Source organism: Microbulbifer regidiadema (SeqCode), assembly GCF_052466995.1.
Genome location: NZ_CP174297.1, coordinates 2,041,046 through 2,061,884, shown reverse-complemented (window position 1 = coordinate 2,061,884; position 20,839 = coordinate 2,041,046). Strand labels below are relative to the sequence as shown.

Genomic DNA, 20,839 nt, shown 5'->3' with positions numbered 1-20,839 from the left:
CTTCTGCGCTGATCGGTTTATCTAAATTCTTAATCGTGGGCGTTGAGACAACCCTTACGGTGGGACAAAATTGGTCTAAGGAATTTGGAGAAATACAATGATTAAGGCAGTTGCCAAAGGGGTTGGTGGTTTATTTCTTGTGGGGGTTTTAGCGGCTTCTACTTTTTTGATTAATGCTATTTATTTTAAGCCCTGGTCTATAGACGTATTTTTTGAGCGGGTTTTTATCAAAATTGGCAGCAGTAGCCCTGAAATGCTGTCACAAATTAGGATTTTGGAGCAGTTTGGAATCGATGGACACAACGCGCATCTCGACGATTTATCCCAGGAGCAGCAGCTGCGTGTTATTGAAATAATGAAAAGTGAGCTGGCGGTATTGCGCAGCTATGATCGAGCTAGCCTGGAGGGGCAGCAGGCCATCTCCTATGATGTACTCGAGCACCTGCTCAGTGTAAAAGCAGAGGTGGAGCGCTGGCGGCACCACGATTACCCGCTCAACCAAATGTCGGGAGAGCAGAGTAGGCTGCCGGAATTTCTTGCTGAAGTTCACCAGATTAACGATGTAAAAGAGGCCGATTACTATTTGTCCCGCCTCGGGGAGGTCGGCCGCAAGTTTGACCAGCTGTTGGATGGCCTGAAGATAAGGGAAGAGAAAAATATTCTGCCGCCTCGGTTTGTTATTGATCGAGTTTTAAAAGAAATGCAGGGCTTTATCGCCGTTCCGGTAGCGGAAAATATACTGTATACCTCGTTGCTGGAGCGACTTGATCGTATTGAAAACCTGGATAAGCAGGCGCAAAAGCGTATTCTGAGTCAGGGTGAGGTATTAATTGGCACAGAGGTCTATGCCGCCTATCAGAGGCTCATTGACTATTTCAATGCGCTTCAGTTGAAAGCTGTGGGAAATAATGGAGTTTGGGCTTTGCCGGATGGCGATGCCTACTACGCCTATCAAGTGCGCAATCACACCAGTGCAGATATTGCACCGGCAGAGCTCCACCGTATTGGTTTGGCAGAAGTTGCGAGGATTGAGGCGGAGATGAATAAAATTTTCGCAGCGCTTGGCAGAACCAGCGGCCCTATTAGCGAGCGATTTTCAGCACTCAATAGTGATTCTCAATTTCTTTACGAGGATTCAGATTTAGGACGAGAGGAAATTATTGCCGACTACCAGGCGATGATTAATGAAATTGATGCGGGCCTTGATGATTACTTTGACGTAAAGCCTAAAGTAGGAGTTGAGGTGCGTCGAGTACCTGAGTTTAAGGAGCCGGGTTCTGCGGGAGCCTACTATAATCCTCCCGCTATGGACGGATCTCGCCCCGGTGTATTTTATACAAACTTGCGGGATGTTCACGAAACCAAAAAATTTGCAATGCGCACCTTGGCCTACCATGAAGCGGTGCCTGGGCATCACTTTCAGTTGGCAATAGCGCAAGAGCTAAAAGGCGTGCCGACCTTCCGCAAAATGGGCTTGTTTAATGCTTACTCGGAAGGCTGGGCACTGTACTCCGAGAAGCTTGCTAAAGAAGCCGGTTTCCAGGAAGACCCCTATGATGATTTGGGGCGCTTACAGGCGGAGATGTTCCGGGCAGTGCGGTTGGTTGTGGATACTGGGATGCACTATAAGCGCTGGAGTCGCGAGCAAGCGATTGAGTATATGCTGGAAAAGACCGGTATGGCTGAGTCCGAAGTCACCACCGAGATCGAGCGATATATGGTTTGGCCCGGTCAGGCACTGGCCTACAAAACCGGTATGCTGAAGATTCTTGAGTTGCGTGAACGCGCTAAAGAAGCGCTTGGTAGCCAGTTTGATATCCGCCAGTTCCACAATGTAGTTCTCACCAATGGCGCTTTGCCATTGGCAGTGTTGGAGCAGCAGGTAGATCAGTGGATAGCAATCAACAAGAGTTAGGATTCACTTTTGCAGAGCATTCGGCTATAGGACCGTCAAAAGAGTAACTTAAAAATTTGAGCATCTTTACCGCTAGAAAGGGTGAAGGTGCTCAGATCATGTGATTTTAGTTAAGAGTAGTACTTGTAAGGGGTTGGTAAGTACTGAAGTCAAAAGCTATTACGGTAGATGATGGGTTCTCTAGAGTTAAATTTCTAAAAGGAAGAGCTCCCGAAACAACGGATGAGGAAGCTAAAGATGCATTTGCCTTATTGTCCGAGTATAGGGATGGTGGAATATACGTAGCCCACTATTCAGGACACACCAACTGAGCACAGTATTGCTAAGCCATGTGATACCTAAGAGATAAGATCATTCTACATACCGGCAGAGGTTTGCAGTACAAGAGCGAGTGCTGTTAGTTGGGGTTTTCAAGCTTGAGCTATAGGGTTCTAAAGATGCAGGTAAACCAAGTATATCGCTTGTCCTCGTGTATATTTGGCCCTCGAATTATTAGGTGTTCGCTAATAGCTCAAACAAAAAAGGCCACGGATAGTGGCCTTTTTTAATTCTGTTTTAACCTTTTAGTTATACTTTTGGAGTTCTGGTGTTTGCTATCCACTCGTCAATAATTTCTTCCAGGGCATCCAGCGGTACCGGGCCATTGGCGAGCACGGTATTGTGGAATTGGCGAATGTCAAATTGATCTCCGAGTTCTGTTTTGGCCTTTTCGCGCAACTCCAAAATTTTCAACATGCCAATTTTGTAAGCGGTTGCCTGGCCGGGCATGACGATATAGCGCTCGATCGCTTTAATAGCATCCCCTTCAGGGTTTGGGGTGTTTTCCATAAGGTATTGTATGGCTTGCTCGCGGGTCCACTTCTTGGCGTGAATCCCGGTATCTACAACGAGGCGAGCGGCTCGCCACAGCTCCATAGCCAGGCGGCCAAAATCTGAGTAGGGGTCTTGGTAGAGCCCCATTTCTTTCGGCACCATTTCAGAGTAAAGGCCCCAGCCCTCGGTATAGGCGGTATAGAGTCCATATTGACGGAATTTGGGGATGCCCTCTAGTTCCTGGGTAATTGACAGCTGCATATGGTGGCCGGGAATGCCTTCGTGGTAGGCCAGTGCTTCCATTTGATAGCTGGGCATGTCGTCCATATTGTAGAGATTGGCGTAGTAGATGCCTGGACGTGAACCATCGGGAGCCGGTTGTAGGTAAAAAGCCTTACCGGCAGATTTTTCCCGGAAGGGCTCAACTGCACGCACATCGAGGTCCGCTTTGGGCTTGACGATAAACAGCTCGTCGAGCCTTCCTTTCATGGTGTCGATAATTGCGCTGGCTTCTTCCAGATATTGGGCCTTGCCCTCTTCAGTGGTTGGGTAGTAGAACTGTTTGTCGGTACGCATAAATTCGAAAAAGTCATTTAACTTACCTTCGAATTTTACTTTGCGCATAATTTCACGCATTTCATTGTGAATGCGTGTTACTTCTTCGAGGCCAACTCTGTGAATTTCATCGGCCGTCATATCTGTAGAGGTGAAAAGGCTGAGGCGAAATTTATAAAAGTCATCGCCATCTGCCAGTTTCCAGGCGCCATCATCGGTATTGGCTTTCTTCTCCAGTTCTCGCAGGTAACGGATTAGTGCCCTGTAGGCGGGGCCGGTATTTTCTGTTAGTGCTTTTTGGGCTTTATCTATCAGGGATTGCTTCTGTACTCTGCTGATGTCCAGCGCTTCTACCTTGGTTTTAAAGTCGGCAAAAAGTGGGCTGTCAGTTTTTCTATCAAACGGGGCGCCGCTAATTAAGTTTTGTGCGTCGCTAATCACATAGGGAAAAACAAATTTGGGGGTAATAGTGCCAGCGTTGGCGCTTTCTTCTAGCACTCCCTGCAACTGGGAAAAGTACTCGGGGATAGCATTTAAGCGGGCTATATACGCTTCGGCATCTCCTGTATCGTCAATACGATGCTGGCTAATCAGTGTGGATGCCGCTCCGCTGTGGATGGCAAACATTTGATTAATCGGGTAGTTGTGGTTTCGCCACTGATAGGCTGCTATCTCTTGTTGCAGGCTGCGCTTGGCTAGGCGCAGGCTCAGTTTGGTGGGCCTATCCAGAATGGAGGGGTCAATTTTATTGAGTTCGGCTAGTTGGCGCTGATTAATCTCATGAGTTTCTTGTGCAAATTCTGGCGATAAATTATTCCACTTTCCGTAGTCCTCTTTGATACCCAAAAAAGTTTTAAACTCAGGACTGCGGTCGAGGCGCTCTTGGAAGAAATCCTCGAACAACTGGTTGACCTTTTTGCTCGCCTCACTCGTTTTTTTGCTGAGCTTGGCTGGGGGTGCCTGCTTGCTTGAACTTATTCCTTGGGAGGTGGATATTTGAGCGCCTGCACTGTTGGTACTTTCGTCGCAGCCAGTGATAATAAATGTGCTTATTGCCGCCGCAATCAGAGTTGTTTTTAACTTCATGAATACAATCCTTGCGTTCAAAGAGTAGCTCTTGCTTTTTTATCACTATTTTTGCCATCGATGGGCTTTTTTTTTGTGAATGCGCTCAATGATTGAGATATTCAGTTGAAAAGTCTGCTGGGGCTGAGAACTGCGCCTCCTTTTGGGTGAAGAGATGCCGGGAGTGTACTGTTTTGGTGCCACGGTGTGACTGTTGTGGGTTTTAGCACTGGCTGGCAATAGGGTGTTATGCCAGAGAAAAAAGTAGAACTTTAGTATTAATTATACGGACGGATTGTGCTTGTCCAATAAAAAACCCGGAATCTTATGGTTAGATTCCGGGTTTTTTACAGCGTTGCTTGTCGAGATCGACAAATTCAGCAGGCCTGCTTATCGGTGCGGCATTTTAGCGCAGACAGCCTGCGGACAGACGGGTACGCCGTTGTTACCCGTCTGCTATCTCTACAATTACGCTTGAGCCTTTACCTTGGCTATCCACTCATTGACCAGCTCTTCCAATACATCCAGAGGAACCGGACCACTGGCGAGAATGGTGTCGTGGAAGCCGCGCACGTCAAACTGATCTCCCAGCTCCGCTTTGGCTTTTTCGCGCAACTCGACAATTTTCAGCATACCGATTTTGTAAGCGGTCGCCTGGCCGGGCATGACGATATAGCGCTCGATCGCTTTAATCACATCGCCTTTCGGGTTCGGGGTGTTCTCTACGAGGTAGTCGATCGCCTGTTCGCGAGTCCATTTCTTGGCGTGAAGGCCGGTGTCTACCACCAGGCGGCCCGCGCGCCAAAGTTCCATCGCCAGACGGCCGAAGTCAGAGTAGGGGTCTTCATAGAAGCCCAGCTCTTTGGGGACCAGCTCGGAGTAGAGGCCCCAGCCTTCGGTATAGGCGGTGTAGCCGCCGTATTTGCGGAACTTGGGAATATCCTGCAATTCCTGGGCGATAGAGAGCTGCATATGGTGGCCGGGGATACCTTCGTGGTAGGCCAGTGCTTCCATCTGGTAAGACGGCATATCGCTCATATTGTACAGGTTGGCGTAGTAGATGCCGGGGCGCGAGCCATCGGGGGCGGGGCGCTGGTAGAAGGCTTTACCGGCGGACTTTTCGCGGAAGGCCTCTACCGCTCGCACGTCGAGGTCGGCTTTGGGTTTGGTGATAAACAGCTCATCCAGGCGCCCCTTCATGGTATCGATAATGGCGGTGGCCTTTTTCAGGTACTCCGCTTTACCTTCCTCAGTGGTGGGGTAATAGAACTGCTTGTCGGTGCGCATGAATTCGAAGAATTCCTGCAAGTTACCTTCGAATTTCACCTTGCGCATAATTTCGCGCATTTCATCGTGAATACGGGCAACTTCCTTGAGACCGGTTTGGTGGATCTCATCGGCGGTCATATCCGTAGTGGTGTAAACACCAAGACGGAATTTATAGAAGTCTTCGCCGTCTGCCAGCTTCCAGGCGCCGTCGTCGGTAGTGGCTTTTTTCTCAAGCTCTTGCAGGTAGCTGATTAATTTTTCGTAAGCGGGGCCGGCGCTTTCAGTCAGGGCCTGGCTGGCTTTATCGATCAGTGATTTCTTTTGATCTTCACTGATTTCCAGCTTTTCTACTTTGTCTTTAAAGTCTGCAAACAGCGGGCTGTCTTTGTCACCGTTAAACGGTGCACCGGTGATCAGGTTGCGGGAATCGCTGATAACGTAAGGGAATACGAACTTAGGTACGATTGTGCCGACTGCAGCATTGGCTTTCAGTTGTTCTTCCAGTTGGGAGAAATACTTGGGCATGCCATTCAAGCGGGAGATGTAGGCCTCGGCATCGCTGATATCATCAATGCGGTGCTGGCTGATCAGCAGAGTGGCGGCGCTGGTATGGGTGGCGTACATCTGGTTGACAGGGTAGCCGTGGTTGCGCCACTTGTAGCCGTCAATATCCTGTTGCCAGTTGCGTTTTGCCAGGCGCAGGCTCAGGCGGGTTGCATCATCCAGAGTGGAAGGATCAATTTTATTCAGTTCCGCCAGTTGGCGCTTGTCGAGCTCCAGAGTCTCTTTAACAAACTCTGGGGAGAGGTTATCCCACTTATCGTAGTCTTCTTTTTTACCCAGGAAAGTTTTGGTCTCGGGGCTGCGGGCGAGGTGTTCCTGGAAGAAGTCCTCGAACATCTGGTTAACGCGCTTGACTGCGGCTGGGTCTACTTTGCCCGCGACCTCTTGAGTCGCGCTGCTCTCCATGGCTTTAGTGGTTGCACTTTGCTCGGCGGCATTCGGGGTGCTGCGGTCACAGCCGCTGATTACCAGCGCGCTTATGGCCGCTGCGATCAGGGTTGGTTTCAACTTCATGAGCATATTCCCAGTGTTCGGTTTTTTGTTGCTAGTTTGTACCACTTAAGTGGCATTCTTTAGGTTGACTGCCTATAAAAGCTCGCAATTTGTGCGGGTTCTGTCGTGCAGGTCGGCAGCTATTGTGCTTACTGGAGTGGCGTTTGGCCAGTGGTAGGGCATTTTTGTTGGCTAGGCGGACTGGAGGTATAAAAAAAGCGGGCACAGGGCCCGCTTTTTTTGGTGGTTTCGCGATTAAGCGAAGTTCTGGTTTACAAACTCCCAGTTCACCAGGGACCAGAAAGCTTCCATGTACTTCGGACGCAGATTGCGGTAATCGATGTAGTAGGCGTGTTCCCACACGTCGCAAGTCAGCAGCGGAGTCACACCTTCTTCGGTCAGCGGGGTCGCAGCGTTAGAGGTATTTACGATAGCGACTGAGCCGTCAGCATTTTTTACCAGCCAGGTCCAGCCGGAACCAAAGTTGTTCACAGCACTGGTGGTGAATGCTTCTTTGAACTGTTCGAAGCTGCCGAAGGCCATATTGATCGCATCGGCGATCGCGCCAGTGGCTTCACCGCCACCGTTGGGGCTCAGGCAGTGCCAGTAGAAAGTGTGGTTCCACACCTGGGCTGCATTGTTGAATACGCCACCGGAAGAGGATTTGATAATCTCTTCCAGGGACTTGTTGGCATCGGCGGAGCCTTCTAGCAGGCCGTTCAGCTTGTCTACGTAGGTTTTGTGGTGCTTGCCGTAGTGGTACTCCAAAGTCTCTTCGGAGATGTGCGGTGCCAGGGCATTCTTAGCGTAGGGGAGTTCAGGCAGTTCGAAAGCCATGGGTTTTCCTTCCTTTGTCTGAGGGTTATTGGTGAGGGCATTCTACACGCGCCGCATCTCAGAATTAAGCCGGCGCGATGGATTAGGGGAAGTTGGGACGATTTCCTCAAACACAAGGGGGCGGGAGCTTTTACTGACAAGTCTGTTCGTCTGCCGTCTATTATTACCAGCGACCGCTTACTTTTTCGTCAATTTTTGGTATAACTGCCGCAGAATTCGACGAATCTGAATAGATTCTAGTGTCATAGATCTCTGAACAATACGGTACCGGAAAGAGTCACTTAGCGCTGGCGGGTACCGGACATATCAGCACAGTTACCGGGTGTATCGAACCATGCAACGCAAAGAGCCCACATTGGGCGGCAGCGCCGCTCTTGAGCCATCACTGGATCTGACTAGCAGTGAAGGCAAAAATGAATCACCAGAGCCCCAGGTGATCGTGGAGGAGCGCCGGGGTGGTTTCTCGTTCCTGGGCCTGTGTGCCCTGATTATGGCCATGGCTGGTCTGGGCGCCTCGGGCTTTCTATACCAGCAGTGGCAGGACAGTCGCACCTTGTTAAGTCAAGCTGAGGCCCGTATTGCCGATGCCGAAAGCCGCATCGCCGAGCTGGAAAAGCGCTTTAATCTCTCCGATGAGGAGTCCACGGCATCGGTTGAAGTCTTGAATGCCAAGGCCAAGGAAAATTCCTCGGAGATTCGCAAATTGTGGGGGGTTGCCTACGATACCAACCGCAAGAGCATCGCCACGAACAAAACGGCAGTTGCAGCCAACAAAAAGCAAGTTGCCGCCCTCAGCGCCAAGCTCAGTGGTCTCGAGGGTAGCGTAAAGAAAATTGCCTCTGTTGAGGCGTCGCTGGCGGAGCTGCGCGAGGGCAATACGGACTCCCAGCGTGAGATGACAGACAAGCTGGCGCGCCTGGAGCGCCAGTTGGCTTCAGTGCGCAGTGATTTGACCTTGCGCGTTGGCGCCAATGAAGAGGCGGTAGAGTCTATCGATGCCTACCGCCGCTCCGTTAACAAGGACCTGGTGCAGCTGCGCGATGCGATCCGCTCCCTGCAATCCGGTAGCGATTCCACCGCTTCCTCCCTGTAAATTTCCAGGTTGAGACAAAAAAGGCGGACTTAGTGTCCGCCTTTTTTATGCCGTTCTTCCCGCTGCCTGACTGGTTTTCTGGCAATCTCTGGGTCAATAACCCTACATTTCGTGTAGAATCGCCGGCCTTGAGACGTTAATCGGAGTTGGCTATGACCACTATCCGCCAGGATGATCTGATCGGCAGTGTGGCCGATGCGCTGCAATTTATCTCTTACTACCACCCACAGGACTTCATTCAGGCCCTGAACAAGGCTTATGAGAAAGAGGTCAACCCGGCGGCCAAAGACGCCATGGCCCAGATCCTGATCAACTCGCGCATGTGTGCCGAGGGCCATCGCCCAATCTGTCAGGATACCGGCATTGTGACCGTGAAGTTGAAAGTGGGCATGAATGTGCGCTGGGAAGCGGACATGAGCGTTACCGATATGGTTAACGAAGGGGTTCGTCGCGCCTATCAAAATGCCAGCAATGTGCTGCGCGCTTCTATCCTCGAAGATCCGGATGGTGCCCGTAAGAATACTGGGGACAATACCCCGGCAGTGATCCACTATGAAATCGTTCCCGGTGATACTGTGGAAGTGTATGTGGCGGCGAAAGGCGGCGGCAGTGAAGCCAAAACCAAGTTTGCCATGTTGAACCCGTCTGACTCTGTAGTTGAGTGGGTATTGAAGATGGTACCGCAGATGGGTGCCGGCTGGTGCCCGCCGGGTATGTTGGGTATTGGTATTGGCGGTACCGCTGAAAAAGCGATGCTACTGGCCAAGGAGTCCCTGCTCGATCCTATCGATATTCAGGAGTTACAGGAGCGCGGGGCCTCTAATCGCGCCGAAGAGCTGCGCCTGGAGCTCTACGATTCCGTCAACAAACTGGGCATCGGCGCCCAGGGCCTGGGTGGCCTGACGACAGTATTGGATGTGAAGGTCAAGGATTACCCGACCCACGCCGCCAACAAGGCTGTGGCAATTATCCCCAACTGCGCGGCGACCCGTCATACCCACTTTACCCTGGACGGTTCTGGCCCCGCGCGCCAGACGCCCCCGAAGCTGGAAGACTGGCCGGAAATCACCCGCGAAGCGGGCAGCAATACCCGCCGTGTCAACCTGAATACCGTGACTGCGGAAGATATTCAGAGCTGGCAGCCCGGTGAGACCCTGCTGCTGAACGGTAAGATGCTGACCGGCCGCGATGCGGCGCACAAGAAAATGGTCGATATCCTCGCTCAAGGTGAGAAACTGCCTGTGGATCTTACCGGCCGCTTTATCTACTACGTGGGCCCGGTAGATCCGGTGCGCGACGAGGTGGTTGGCCCCGCTGGCCCCACGACCGCCACGCGTATGGATAAATTTACCCGCACCATGCTGGAAGAGACCGGTCTGGCCGGCATGATCGGTAAAGCGGAGCGCGGCCCCATAGCGATTGAGGCGATCCGCGATAATAAAGCGGTATACCTGATGGCGGTAGGTGGCGCTGCCTACCTAGTGGCCCAGGCAATTAAGGCCTCTGAAGTTGTCGCCTTCCCCGAGCTGGGAATGGAAGCCATCTACGAGTTTGAAGTAGAGGATATGCCGGTAACTGTGGCTGTAGACAGCCAGGGTGAATCAGTGCACACCACTGGCCCGCTGATCTGGAAAGCCAAGATTGCCGAGGGTGAGGTGTAACGACTTCACCGCTTAAACAAAGGCCCCAACCGGGGCCTTTTTTATTGGAATTTATTGTCTTGTTTGGCCAAGTCCGCCAGCATTAATTGGCGAATCATCGGGATAGGCGCACTGCCATAGCTCAGAAACATCTCGTGGAATCCTTTCAGGTTAAAGTTGTTGCCCATTGTCTTTTTGAGTTCTTCGCGCAGAGCCAAAATATCGGTAAAGCCGGCAAAATAGCTGGTGAGTTGTACCTGGCTTAAGGTGGCCCTGCGCCATTTACCCTCCGCTTCCGCCTGTTGTTGAAAGGCATCCTCGACCATCAGTTTCATCGCCTGTGCTTGATCGATACCCTTTACCTGTACCTCATAATCCAAAATGGTGTTAGTGATGGTGCGCAAGTTCCACTTGTAGTACATCAGCCACAGCTCGGGGGAGAAGTTGCCGTAACCTGCATCCAGCATCATGCGCTCCGCATAGACAGCCCAGCCTTCGATCATCGCGGTATTGCCGAGAATAGCTTTCAGGATACTGGGGGACTGGTTGGCGTATACCAGCTGAGTGTAGTGCCCGGGAATCGCTTCGTGAATATTGAGTATTTGCAGGATGTAGTCGTTGTACTCCCGCAGTAGACTCTCGGCCCGTTGATCGGAGTAGGTCTCTATGGGCATTACGTTATAGTAGGTGTCGGCATTTTTATGGTAGGGGCCCGGAGCATTGATTGAGGCTACCGCAAAGCCCTGCATATAAGCGGGTGTTGTGCGCACTACCAGTGGTTTCTCCTTGTCCAGAGTCAACAAATTTTTTTCGCTAACGAATGCCGCTAACTCTGGAATTTGTTGCTCCACTTTTTTCTTGAAAGTTTCTTTACTGGCGTGGTGTTGGGAAAGCTTATTCAGTAACTTTCTAATTTTTTCCAGGGGCTCGCGGGGTGGGGGATTAGAAGGAAAGTATTTTGGCCAGAGCTGATCGGCAAGCCTGGTCATTTTATCGTGGGTTAATTGCTTTTCTATGATGGCACGCTGGTATAGTTTAGCTGCGCTCATTCCAATATTGATATCAAACTGGAATTTCTCTTCATAGAGTTTTTCTCCGATACGAAAATCATGGAAGTTTCCAGATTTAGTCAATTTCTTTTGCAGGTTCTGTAGGAAGTCGATATAGCCTTGTATCGCTGAGCGAGAATCGTGCAGTCGCTGTAGAAAAAGTTTCTTTGCATCCGCAGGCATCTGACTTGCTTTAACCGTTTTTTCCAGTTCTTCACCAAATACTTCCAATGAGCCCCTGCTTTGTTGAATTGCCAGTTCAAGCTGCGGTGCTGCTGGCCGAGAGATTGCCGCCTTGGCCGCCTGGTAGTATTCGGGCACTTGCCCCATACGAGCACTAAAGGTGTGAAGTCGTTGTGACAGGGGAGCGTAGTTGGTGTTGAGGATTAAGGCAAAGGCCTCGGAAACATTATAAAGAGAGGGGTCCCATTGATAGGCCATAAAGTCTGTATATTGCCACTGTAATCGTCGCAGAAAGTTTTCAATCAAGGCGAGATTGCTGCGCGAATTAATACTGAGCTGGTTTTTGTCTAAAGCGGCAAACTTGTATTGGTAGGATTGGGCAAACTCCATTAAGTGCTGGCGATAACCTTTATCCGGCACCTGGAGCTTCTCAGCCACGTCGTAATAGCCCTCACTGATCGCCCAGGAGGGGAATAAATTCCACAGGTCATTTATAAATCGTTGGCAGAGTTGCTCAAATGTCCGGTTGGCTTCGGAGTGCATTGCCTCCGGGGCAGCCTCTCCCTGCGGAGGAGGACTTTGCCTGTCTGCCCCCTGGCGCTCACAGGCGCCCAGCACAATCAGAAGTACTAGTAGATTGAAATATACTTTCATGACAATCCTTACATTTATGCGCTGGCATTTACTGGGAGATCTAATGGTTATAGATCGTCCAATATTTTTAGCATGTCGTTTCATTTTGTGATGACAAAACCGGATAAAATACGTTTTTGGGTCCTGTACTTGTCTCAGTGGAGGCTGCCGGGTAGAGTGAGGCCGGCCCAATTGAGCCGATAATAAACAAGGTTTTGAGGACCCATTCATGACCGAACTAGCTCAACAACAATGTGAAGCCTGTCGTGCCGATGCACCGCTGGTGAGTGATGATGAACTGCCAGGACTGCTGCGCCAGATCCCTGAGTGGACACCGATAGCCCGTGACGGAATTATGCAGCTGGAGCGTGTGTTCAAGTTTCGCAACTTCAAGCAGGCTCTGGCATTTACTAACCGTGTCGGTGCTATTGCTGAAGAGGTGGGACACCACCCGGCACTGCTGACAGAGTGGGGCAAGGTGACCGTTACCTGGTGGAGTCATGAGGCCAAGGGCCTGCACAAGAATGACTTTATTATGGCTGCCCGTACTGATGAACAGGTAGACGCCGCCTAGAGTGTGGCGCCTGTATCCGGCTTCCAAGGGGTAGCCCTTGGAAGTCATTCTCACCAGTCCCCATTGGGCTAGTGAGTTCCCAGTTTAACCCCTGCTATCCAAGGTGGAGAGTGTGGTGCAAAAGGAGATGAGTATTGTCTGAGTATATGTCAACGGTGGTCTGGAAGCGCGGCGAGCAGATTTTCACCGATAATCAATACAGTCGCGCTCACACCTGGCAGTTTGATGGTGGAGCATCTATCCCCGCCTCGTCCTCCCCCCATGTTGTCCCCATTCCCTATTCCGCAGTTGAAAATGTAGACCCTGAAGAGGCCTTCGTAGCGGCTCTATCCAGTTGTCACATGTTGTTTTTTCTATCGATCGCCGCCAAACGCGGATTTGTGGTTGATGAATACTGCGATGAAGCGATAGGCGTTATGGGGGCCGATAGGGAGGGACGAATTGCTATGACCCAAGTTACTTTGCGCCCTTTAATTCGTTTTTCTGGTGAAAAGCAACCCAGTCTTGAACAACTAGAAAAAATACATCACCTCTCCCATAAGCAGTGCTTTATTGCAAATTCTGTAAAAACTGAAGTCGTGACAGAGATTCGAGAATCTCCAGTTTAAGTATTTTTCTGTAGTGAATAGCTTGTCGCCAGGTGCTAAGTAAGCTTGGCGGCACTATTCATTGGTTTATTTTCGGCAAGATATGTACACAATTATTGAGAGAGTAGCTCCTACTGAGGATTTCCTCCGGCTGTGAGAGATAACAGGTCTGCCCCCCAGAAGTCGTGAAGCAGCAGAAAAAGGCCTTCCAAATAGCTTGTACGGTGTTCATATAAAAAGATACTCGGAAACTATTGCTATGGGGCGGGTAGTGGGGGATGGCGCGCTTAATTTTGAGATAGTGGATGTAGCTGTCGACCCTAAATTTCAGGGTATTGGCCTCGGGCACCAAGTAATGGAGCACATTATGGCTTACCTGGATCGGGAAGCGCTCCCTTCAGCATATATTACGTTGATGGCAGATGTTCCTGAACTTTATAGGAAATTTGGATTTGAATTGAGCCGTCCACACACTGAAGGGATGCATCTTATAAAATAATGGCACAGAGCTATTATTGTGGATTCGAAGTTGGTTTTATATCGATGAACAAATGACTGATTCAGTGTTGTCTATATCGTTTATAGTATTGAAATCATTTAGGTGTTGAATAGGTTGCTTGTGTTTCATCATACAGTTGATTCCTTTAATTGCGTTACTTTGGATCTCGAGAATTTTTCTGGTACGGAAGATCAGTTCTTGGTTGAACTGGTAGCCATTATAGAAGTATCCAGAGTTAACAGCCGAAAGTTGATCTGGGTAACTCTTCGAGATGCACTTACCCGGTTTATCCCTATATGCCTAAAGCATGGTTTTACATTCCACAGCTGTCGGGATTCTGCTACAAGGCTGGTTCTTAAGCTTCAGGAAGATGCATATGTTCCCTTCTACCCAACCCATACGGTGGGAGTTGGGGGCTTTGTGCTCTGTGATGGACAGTTGCTCTGTGTGCAGGGTCACAGTGCATCATCGAGTCCTAAATTACCCGGAGGCACAGTCGATCTGGGTGAAAAGATAGCCGATGCGGTGATTCGTGAGGTTTATGAGGAGACGGGTGTGTCCTGTGAGTTTTCCTCTGTACTGGGGTTTTCCACCCGCTTTCCTACAGCTTTAGGCTATACGGATATCTATTTCGTTTGTGAATTAACCGCTCTGAATCGGGATATCTCAATAACAGATACTGAAGAGATTAAGCATGCATTCTGGATGGATATTGACCAGTATCTCAATGGAGGGCAGGTTTCAGCATTTAATCGCCATATTGCTGAAATGTCCATGCAAAGGCTTGGTTTAACCCAGGTCAGCCAGGATTCTTACAAGGATCCCTTCGCAAAGCAGGAAATATTTTGGACTAATGCCTAAAAGGTCCAAATGATTGGTTGAGTATATATCGTAGTTTAACCACTTACTTTTGAGGCAGGGGGAAAGACTAGACTGTATTCTAAACACATTGTGAATTCTTCATTCTCATTGAGTCCAGAACGCGGCGTATGCTTTTCTTTCTCTTATGATTATTAAATTGTTAGTGGGTTAAATGGTTAGCTGGTGGAAAGATGGAGTGTTCCTATGAAAGGCAAATTTATAGCAATTTTAATTTCCGCAGTTTGGAGTTTGACTGCTCAATCCAATGAGTTAACTATTGGTGAGCGCAAGGTTATTGTCTCGCAAAGTCTTGAAGAGAAAAGGGAGTACTGGATTTCTCTTCCCACATCCTTCAAAGAAGGTGGATATAAAGATTATCCGGTTCTTTATTTACTTGATGCAGATTTTAATAGTTTCTTTCATGTCTTCACAGGTATGGTTCGGCAGCTGAGTTCTGATGCCACTCCAGTAATTCCTGAAATGATTGTTGTTGGTATCGTAAGTCAAGAACGTGTAAGAGATAGTTCACCTACTAGATCGCTAACTGAGTATGGTGGGCGTAAAAATCAGGCGCTATCCAACACAGGGGGCGCTGATCAATTTCTTGAGTTTTTAAGAGAAGAGCTTATCCCAGAGATAAACGAGGAATATCCGACATCTGGGTATCAAATTCTTGCAGGTTACTCATTTACAGGTCTACCTGTTATCCATAGCTTATATTCATCTCCTGAAGATTTTAATGCGTATATCGCTATTGATCCAAGTATGTGGTGGGATGAGCAGGTTATGTTAAAGCGGTATTCTGAATTCCTACAAGGTAAATCAACTGAAAAGCGCAGGCTGTTTATCTCTACTTCAGAGAGAGTGGAAGGTGTATATCCTGATGAAAACTATGTTGCAGAATTTATCAGGCTGCTAAATGAGAAGCCCAAGAAAGGGCTGTACGTAGATTCAGTAACATATGGGACAGAAGAAAATCATCATACAATGCCCGTTATTAGCTTTTATAGAGGGCTTCGATCAATTTTTGATGGTTATATGATCGATGATCAAGCTAGATTTCGCCCCGCAGTGAATGTTAAAAATCACTTCGAACAGTTTTCAAGAAAGCTCGGAGGAAGGTTCATGTTGAGGGAAGATGTTATTAGTTTCTTTGGCTATGATCGTCTCTATAATGATCAGTTTGGCATAGATGTTGATAAGGCAATAGAGTTTTTCGAATTGAATACACAGTTTTATCCAGGTTCATATAAGACCTGGGATAGCTTGGCTGAAGCTTATATGGTAAAGGGGAAGAAAGAGCTTGCTATAGATTGCTATAGAAAATCATTGTTAATTAATCCTGATAATGAAACAGCAAGAAATAGAATGGCTCAACTTGAGGTTGATTAGATTTATTTTCAGTAGTTATGCTTAACCTGGTGATCTGAAGTGCTGTCGTTGCCCTAAAGTCAGATCCCCAAGCTATTTGATGCTGTATTTGTCTGATTTTTATTGAGCTTGACTAGTTATCTAAAATGTAACTATTTAGCACTAATTTCAAAAGCTTTGAATTTTTCCAGTAAAAATCCAGGCCACTCTCCATTAAATAGTTGTGTTAATGCTTCTCTAGGGGCAATGTCATTTTTCTGACAGGTCAAAAGGCAAGAGCGGATAAGACAGAAGGCTCTTGCGCCTTCTTCAGAGCGAAAGCAACCTGAAATCTTTTGCTGTACCTTAGTCATTCGAAGATCTCGCTCCCCCTGATTATTAGTGAACGGTACTTCAGCACGCTCCATAAAACGGAGTACATCTTCCTCATAGTCACGAAGCCGTTCCAGTAGATTACGAGATTTGCTGCGCTTAAGTCGCCCCTGGCGAGGTGACGTTGTATCCGGCACTGGTGCCGGGTATTCGGTGCTTCCACGGCCGAGGATTTTTCGATAACGGGTTCTCCAGCGCTTGGCTTGCTCTTCCGGTAGGAAACCACCAGCAAGCTCAACAGCATCGTGTAGCTCCAGCAGTAGATTGCGCATGTTACCAGCCCAACGTTGCCCATCTTCCTCATGCGCATAGGTTAGTTCACGCAAGTGGTGGGCGTTGCACAACGCATGAGTGCAAGCAAAAGTGTAATAAGGCTTCCAATGGTCATGCACCAGTGTGCCGTTAAACTCGGGCAGCACACCTATCGCATTCATAGCTTCAGTCCCGCGCTTCGGCGATAAACCAAATAAAGTACACTTCTGAGCCGAAAGGACATGTAACCAGTGGCGCTTTCCATCCATGTTGAGGCTGGTTTCATCAGCATGTACTACAGATTCGGTTTTGAGCCATTTTCTAGCAAGATTTTCAAAGGGAGCTAGGCGTTCACAGGTAGCTAGATTGAAATTGACCAAGCTTCCGGCACTGAGCGGAATACCATATTGCTCGGCAAACATCGATTGTATTCGCTCATAAGGCAGCAACTGGAACATTGAAAGGTAAACGGCATGTGCCTTAACCGAGCTGCCATATTGCGCTGGTCGAGTTACGCCCGCAGGGAACTCAGCTACATAGCGTTGACCATGTTCATTCTCCAGAATTTGAGCACGATACTCGGTGACATGGCGTTGGATTTGGAGGTTAATAACTTGGCGACGCTCGTACCCTACGTCCTTCCAATTGCGGCGTGGTAAAGTGCGGAGATTTAGTTTAAGAGTCTCAATATCGTCCGGGTTATCGATCGGCATTAGGGTGATGCCTTTACGCCCAGATTGGCCGCCAGCTTTGCGCTTGCCTGCAGTTTTTTCTCTCTTTTGCGGTTTTGATCTTGTGATGGCGGTATGCTGCTATTTTTACTATTCATACCATTTTTAGCCATCAGTAGCCTGATGACGACCAACAAAATGGATATCACTGCACGTATTGATGGCGTAACCTGTTGATCTTCTTTCAACAGATTTTCTGCATCAGTAATAGCTATGTTGATATCAACTTTTCCCAATGTCATTGACTACTAGACAAGAGGCTTAAGGGTTACTCTATTATCTCATAAATATATTTTGTTGGGAGTTGTGTATTTTAGTGCTGAATAGTTACGCTTATACAAGCTCCCTTTGTACTTTTGATAACTCAGTTATCAGTAGTTTTTTACTGCTGGTTTCTGTGCATTTTCCTGCAACCTCAAGAGTTCGGCTTTGCTTTAGGGCAATTATACTGCTGATATAGATGTGACTATCTCGAAATTTCTTTTCATCAATCCCCATATGGGGGTGGCGTTCTGATTCCACCTTGCTAAGCCGAGTTCAAATACTCGCTTCTTAATCACCTTCAACTTGGTACCAATTTAAGCCGAGAAGTTTTCTGGTTTCCTTTATTCTCGTGCTGCCAGCAAAACCTAGGTTGTGGAAACCTCGAGCAACAGAGTAAATCAGCTATTCTTCCGGCCCGGGGGACGCCATTTAACCCCTTGATTCTTGCAGCGTGCTTTAGGTGTTTCACTATGAAAGTGGGTGACAAATTGCATGGTATCCAGGTGTCACTTGGCGCGTGCTTTTCTGAAATCGTAGCGGGACAGGTTTCGCCGTATTCTGGGTACAGTACACCCTTACTTTCATACTCAATAGTTACATCTACTCGGTGGGTAGCCACCTGTAAATTAGCGCTGGTTGCTCCCTACAGTGACTGAATTTCCAACAGTTGCGCATAGTACCCACTTACGTCTGCGAGTTTCTCTATCGCTCTATAAGGTTGAAGGGGCATAAGTCCAAGCTAATCTACGAAGAACCATATTTTTGTGGCTTTAGATAGTCTATGAGTAACTTGATCCTCTCTTTATTTTTCTTTATCCAACAGTTAAATCATATGTAGGCCTTCTGGTTTTGTTTTATGGTTTTCTGCTTGGAGGCTTCTCAGGGGGGTAAATTTTTTCTGAAGTTGATTTGTGATGAATGAGTGGATTGTTTGGGCTGAATTTGCAGTATTTTTGGCCTAGATGATCCCTCAGATAAAATTAGAGTATTTTCGGGGGGTTAAGTGCCAGTTTGTTTTTTGTATTTTCCTAGTTATAAAGTGTGAATTTTATATGGCTTGGAAAATAGTGTTTCACTTCTTTGTTTGTGCTGGGCATTATTGTGGAGTAAGAGTGTGGAAGGGTTGTAAAATGTATAAGGTATGCTTAGTTTCCTCGATGTTAAGTTGCTGGAGGTTGCTATTTTTTTATTAGGTGGATGTGCATCATTTTTTGATAATCTGGAGGGTGACTAAGTTTTGCGTGAGGGCGCAAATAGCTTCTTTTGGGATGGTCTACTTTTTCTAGGCTTTACTTAAAGATCCAGATTTGTGGGGGGTATGTCTACTATGGGGTTTGATTTATAGGCCTAGTGAGTGGCTCTTGGGTTTGGTTGGTGTTAGGGAGTGTGAGCTGGTTGAAACCGGCTTGGGAAGGGGGGTAGTTTTTTGACGCTTAATAAGTGTTGTTGTTTTATTTGTGTGAAATGAATAGCTAAAGGTGATTCTATGAAAAGCTTGAGATGTGTCTTGGTTATTTTATGTTTTGTTGTTAGCTTTCCGGTTAATGCAAATGATTCAAGTTTTGATGTCTTTGTACAGGACTCATATGCTGAATTGCTTAGGCGAGATCCGTGGTGGGTTTTGATTCGTCAGGTGCATGATGAGGTGGGGCTTTCCGCACCGGGGATTACCCCGATTTCATTGCCGTATAAGCTTAAAACACTTTCCATGTATGAAGATGCTTTGAATAAATTAAAGTTATTTGATAGGCGTGCATTGAGTGAGGCTCAGAAGCTGGATTATGATTATTATCGCTGGGTTTTAAAGAGTTATATCGCGATTGAAAGTCATTTGCAGTTCACGGTTAATGCATATACAGCTTTTAGTGTAACAAACATATTTTATTATTTGCCTCTTGACAATTCTTCTGATGTTGAAAATTACCTGGCTCAGGTGGATTATCTGTCTTCTTATTATTTTTCAATCTCGAGCTGGATTTCTTTTAGGGAAAGATTGGGTGTGGTTGATGATAAGGAATTAATTTTGGGGGTGGCAGACTTACTTCAATACTGGGGTGAAAATCCTGAGCAAGATTTGGCTTACCTGCTTTTGGAGGCTGGAATAAATGGGATGGAAGTTTCAGATGATCAGCGCAAGGAATGGTTGCTGCGGTGCAAATATAGTTTGGAAAATCAGGTGGCATTTGCGCGAGCGGTGGTTTCTACTAAACTTTTGGCGCTGCTGGATCAGGCTCCTGATAATCCTGGGTTTGCTCAATATCCAGGGGGTAGTGAATACTATAATGATTTGTTGAGCCGGTATGTCAGTATTCCGCAAAATGCCTTTGAGGCACATCAGATTGGTGTGAGCGCCTTAAAAAAAATTCATAAAGAAATGTATTCTGAGTTTGAGTTACTCGGTTATGACACTTCTTATGATTTGTCTACGCTATATGCTATGGCTCGTAGCGATGCGCCTCAGGTGGCTAAGGAAGATGTTATTGCGGTATTTAAAGTTCTTTTGGATGAGGCCGTTGAGAAAAGTGTCAACTTGTTTCCTGATATTCAGTATTCTCCAGTGAGTTTTGTGGAAGGTTATGGTTGGTCGTATTTCCCTGCTAATAGAAATGCAAGTGCTCATTTTACAGTAGATACTTCTGAGGATACCAACTTGTTAGAGCTTCCAGGAGTTGTTTATCATGAAGGAGCGCCTGGTCATCATACCCAGTTTTCACTGACAGGTAATTTAGACCTCCCTCTTTTTCGTAGTGTTACCGATATTGCAGGATTTCAAGAAGGGTGGGGTTTGTATGCAGAACGCTTAGCTTTTGAGCAGGGCTGGTATGATAATAATCGGTATGGTAATTTAGGTCGATTGCAATTAGAGGCACTCAGAGCGGCCCGAGTAGTAGTCGATACTGGAATTAATGTAAAAGGATGGACTGTAGCAGAAGCCGAAGAATACCTCTCTAATGTCACAGGGGTGACAGACCGAGATGTCTCTCTGGAAATAGGACGTTTTCTTTATACCCCTGCTCAAACAAGCTCATATTACTTAGGCTTTGAGCGACTTCTTCAGTTGCGTCAGAGAGAGCAGAGTGAAACAAACTTTGATCTCAAAGCGTTTCACGGGAAGGTTTTACAAAATGGTGTAATTCCTCTCACTCTTCTGTCTGAGCAGTTCAGCGATTCGCAATAGCTGCTATGGAGTTATTTGCAGTTTGAGAGGCCTTTGTTAAGG

The 20,839-nt window shown here is 47.6% G+C and carries 13 protein-coding genes and 1 pseudogene; 9 read left to right on the top strand and 5 right to left on the bottom strand.

All coding sequences use genetic code 11. The features are described from left to right. Positions 1-97 precede the first annotated feature (97 nt). Entirely contained in the window at positions 98-1,915 is a 1,818-nt protein-coding gene (locus ACJJIK_RS08910; RefSeq protein ID WP_444944798.1) for a DUF885 domain-containing protein, read from the top strand. Between the two features lie 567 nt (positions 1,916-2,482). On the opposite strand, the gene ACJJIK_RS08905 is transcribed toward ACJJIK_RS08910, so the two are convergent. From ACJJIK_RS08905 to ACJJIK_RS08895, 3 genes are all read right to left on the bottom strand, one after another. Beyond that, positions 2,483-4,369 (bottom strand): DUF885 domain-containing protein, encoded by a 1,887-nt coding sequence (locus ACJJIK_RS08905; RefSeq protein WP_444944797.1) that lies wholly within the window; start codon positions 4,367-4,369, stop codon positions 2,483-2,485. A gap of 447 nt (positions 4,370-4,816) precedes the next feature. Beyond that, on the bottom strand, positions 4,817-6,694 hold the full coding sequence (locus tag ACJJIK_RS08900) for a DUF885 domain-containing protein (RefSeq protein WP_444931914.1): 1,878 nt from the start codon (positions 6,692-6,694) through the stop codon (positions 4,817-4,819). A gap of 234 nt (positions 6,695-6,928) precedes the next feature. Next, on the bottom strand, positions 6,929-7,510 hold the full coding sequence (locus ACJJIK_RS08895; protein ID WP_444931913.1) for a superoxide dismutase: 582 nt from the start codon (positions 7,508-7,510) through the stop codon (positions 6,929-6,931). Positions 7,511-7,844: 334 nt separating this feature from the next. Between ACJJIK_RS08895 and ACJJIK_RS08890 the strand changes: the two genes are divergently transcribed. Together ACJJIK_RS08890 and ACJJIK_RS08885 are read left to right on the top strand one after the other, a co-directional pair. Then, positions 7,845-8,603 (top strand): hypothetical protein, encoded by a 759-nt coding sequence (locus tag ACJJIK_RS08890; RefSeq protein ID WP_444931912.1) that lies wholly within the window; start codon positions 7,845-7,847, stop codon positions 8,601-8,603. Positions 8,604-8,755: 152 nt separating this feature from the next. Continuing rightward, a complete protein-coding gene (locus ACJJIK_RS08885) occupies positions 8,756-10,264 on the top strand; it encodes a fumarate hydratase (RefSeq protein ID WP_444931911.1) in 1,509 nt (502 codons plus the stop codon). 41 nt (positions 10,265-10,305) lie between these two features. On the opposite strand, the gene ACJJIK_RS08880 is transcribed toward ACJJIK_RS08885, so the two are convergent. Beyond that, entirely contained in the window at positions 10,306-12,129 is a 1,824-nt protein-coding gene (locus tag ACJJIK_RS08880; RefSeq protein ID WP_444944796.1) for a DUF885 domain-containing protein, read from the bottom strand. 208 nt (positions 12,130-12,337) lie between these two features. On the opposite strand from ACJJIK_RS08880, the gene ACJJIK_RS08875 reads away from it, so the two are divergent. The 5 genes from ACJJIK_RS08875 (at position 12,338) to ACJJIK_RS08855 (ending at position 16,021) form a co-directional block, all read left to right on the top strand. Next, positions 12,338-12,682 (top strand): 4a-hydroxytetrahydrobiopterin dehydratase, encoded by a 345-nt coding sequence (locus ACJJIK_RS08875; RefSeq protein ID WP_444944795.1) that lies wholly within the window; start codon positions 12,338-12,340, stop codon positions 12,680-12,682. Positions 12,683-12,816: 134 nt separating this feature from the next. Beyond that, positions 12,817-13,290, top strand: a complete 474-nt coding sequence (locus ACJJIK_RS08870; RefSeq protein WP_444931908.1) for an OsmC family protein — start codon at positions 12,817-12,819, stop codon at positions 13,288-13,290. 196 nt (positions 13,291-13,486) lie between these two features. Then, complete coding sequence (locus ACJJIK_RS08865) at positions 13,487-13,768, top strand: GNAT family N-acetyltransferase (RefSeq protein ID WP_444944794.1); 282 nt, start codon at positions 13,487-13,489, stop codon at positions 13,766-13,768. 102 nt (positions 13,769-13,870) lie between these two features. Beyond that, on the top strand, positions 13,871-14,629 hold the full coding sequence (locus ACJJIK_RS08860; protein WP_444944793.1) for an NUDIX domain-containing protein: 759 nt from the start codon (positions 13,871-13,873) through the stop codon (positions 14,627-14,629). Positions 14,630-14,833: 204 nt separating this feature from the next. Further along, positions 14,834-16,021 carry an alpha/beta hydrolase-fold protein gene (locus ACJJIK_RS08855; protein WP_444944792.1) on the top strand — a complete coding sequence of 396 codons (1,188 nt, stop codon included), beginning with the start codon at positions 14,834-14,836 and terminating at the stop codon, positions 16,019-16,021. Between the two features lie 131 nt (positions 16,022-16,152). Here ACJJIK_RS08855 and tnpC read toward each other — a convergent pair. Further along, positions 16,153-17,597, bottom strand: a pseudogene (tnpC, locus tag ACJJIK_RS08850) (IS66 family transposase). A gap of 1,508 nt (positions 17,598-19,105) precedes the next feature. On the opposite strand from tnpC, the gene ACJJIK_RS08845 reads away from it, so the two are divergent. Beyond that, the gene (locus ACJJIK_RS08845; protein WP_444931904.1) at positions 19,106-20,797 is read left to right on the top strand and encodes a DUF885 domain-containing protein; all 1,692 of its coding nucleotides are present in this window, start codon (positions 19,106-19,108) and stop codon (positions 20,795-20,797) included. Positions 20,798-20,839 lie beyond the last annotated feature (42 nt).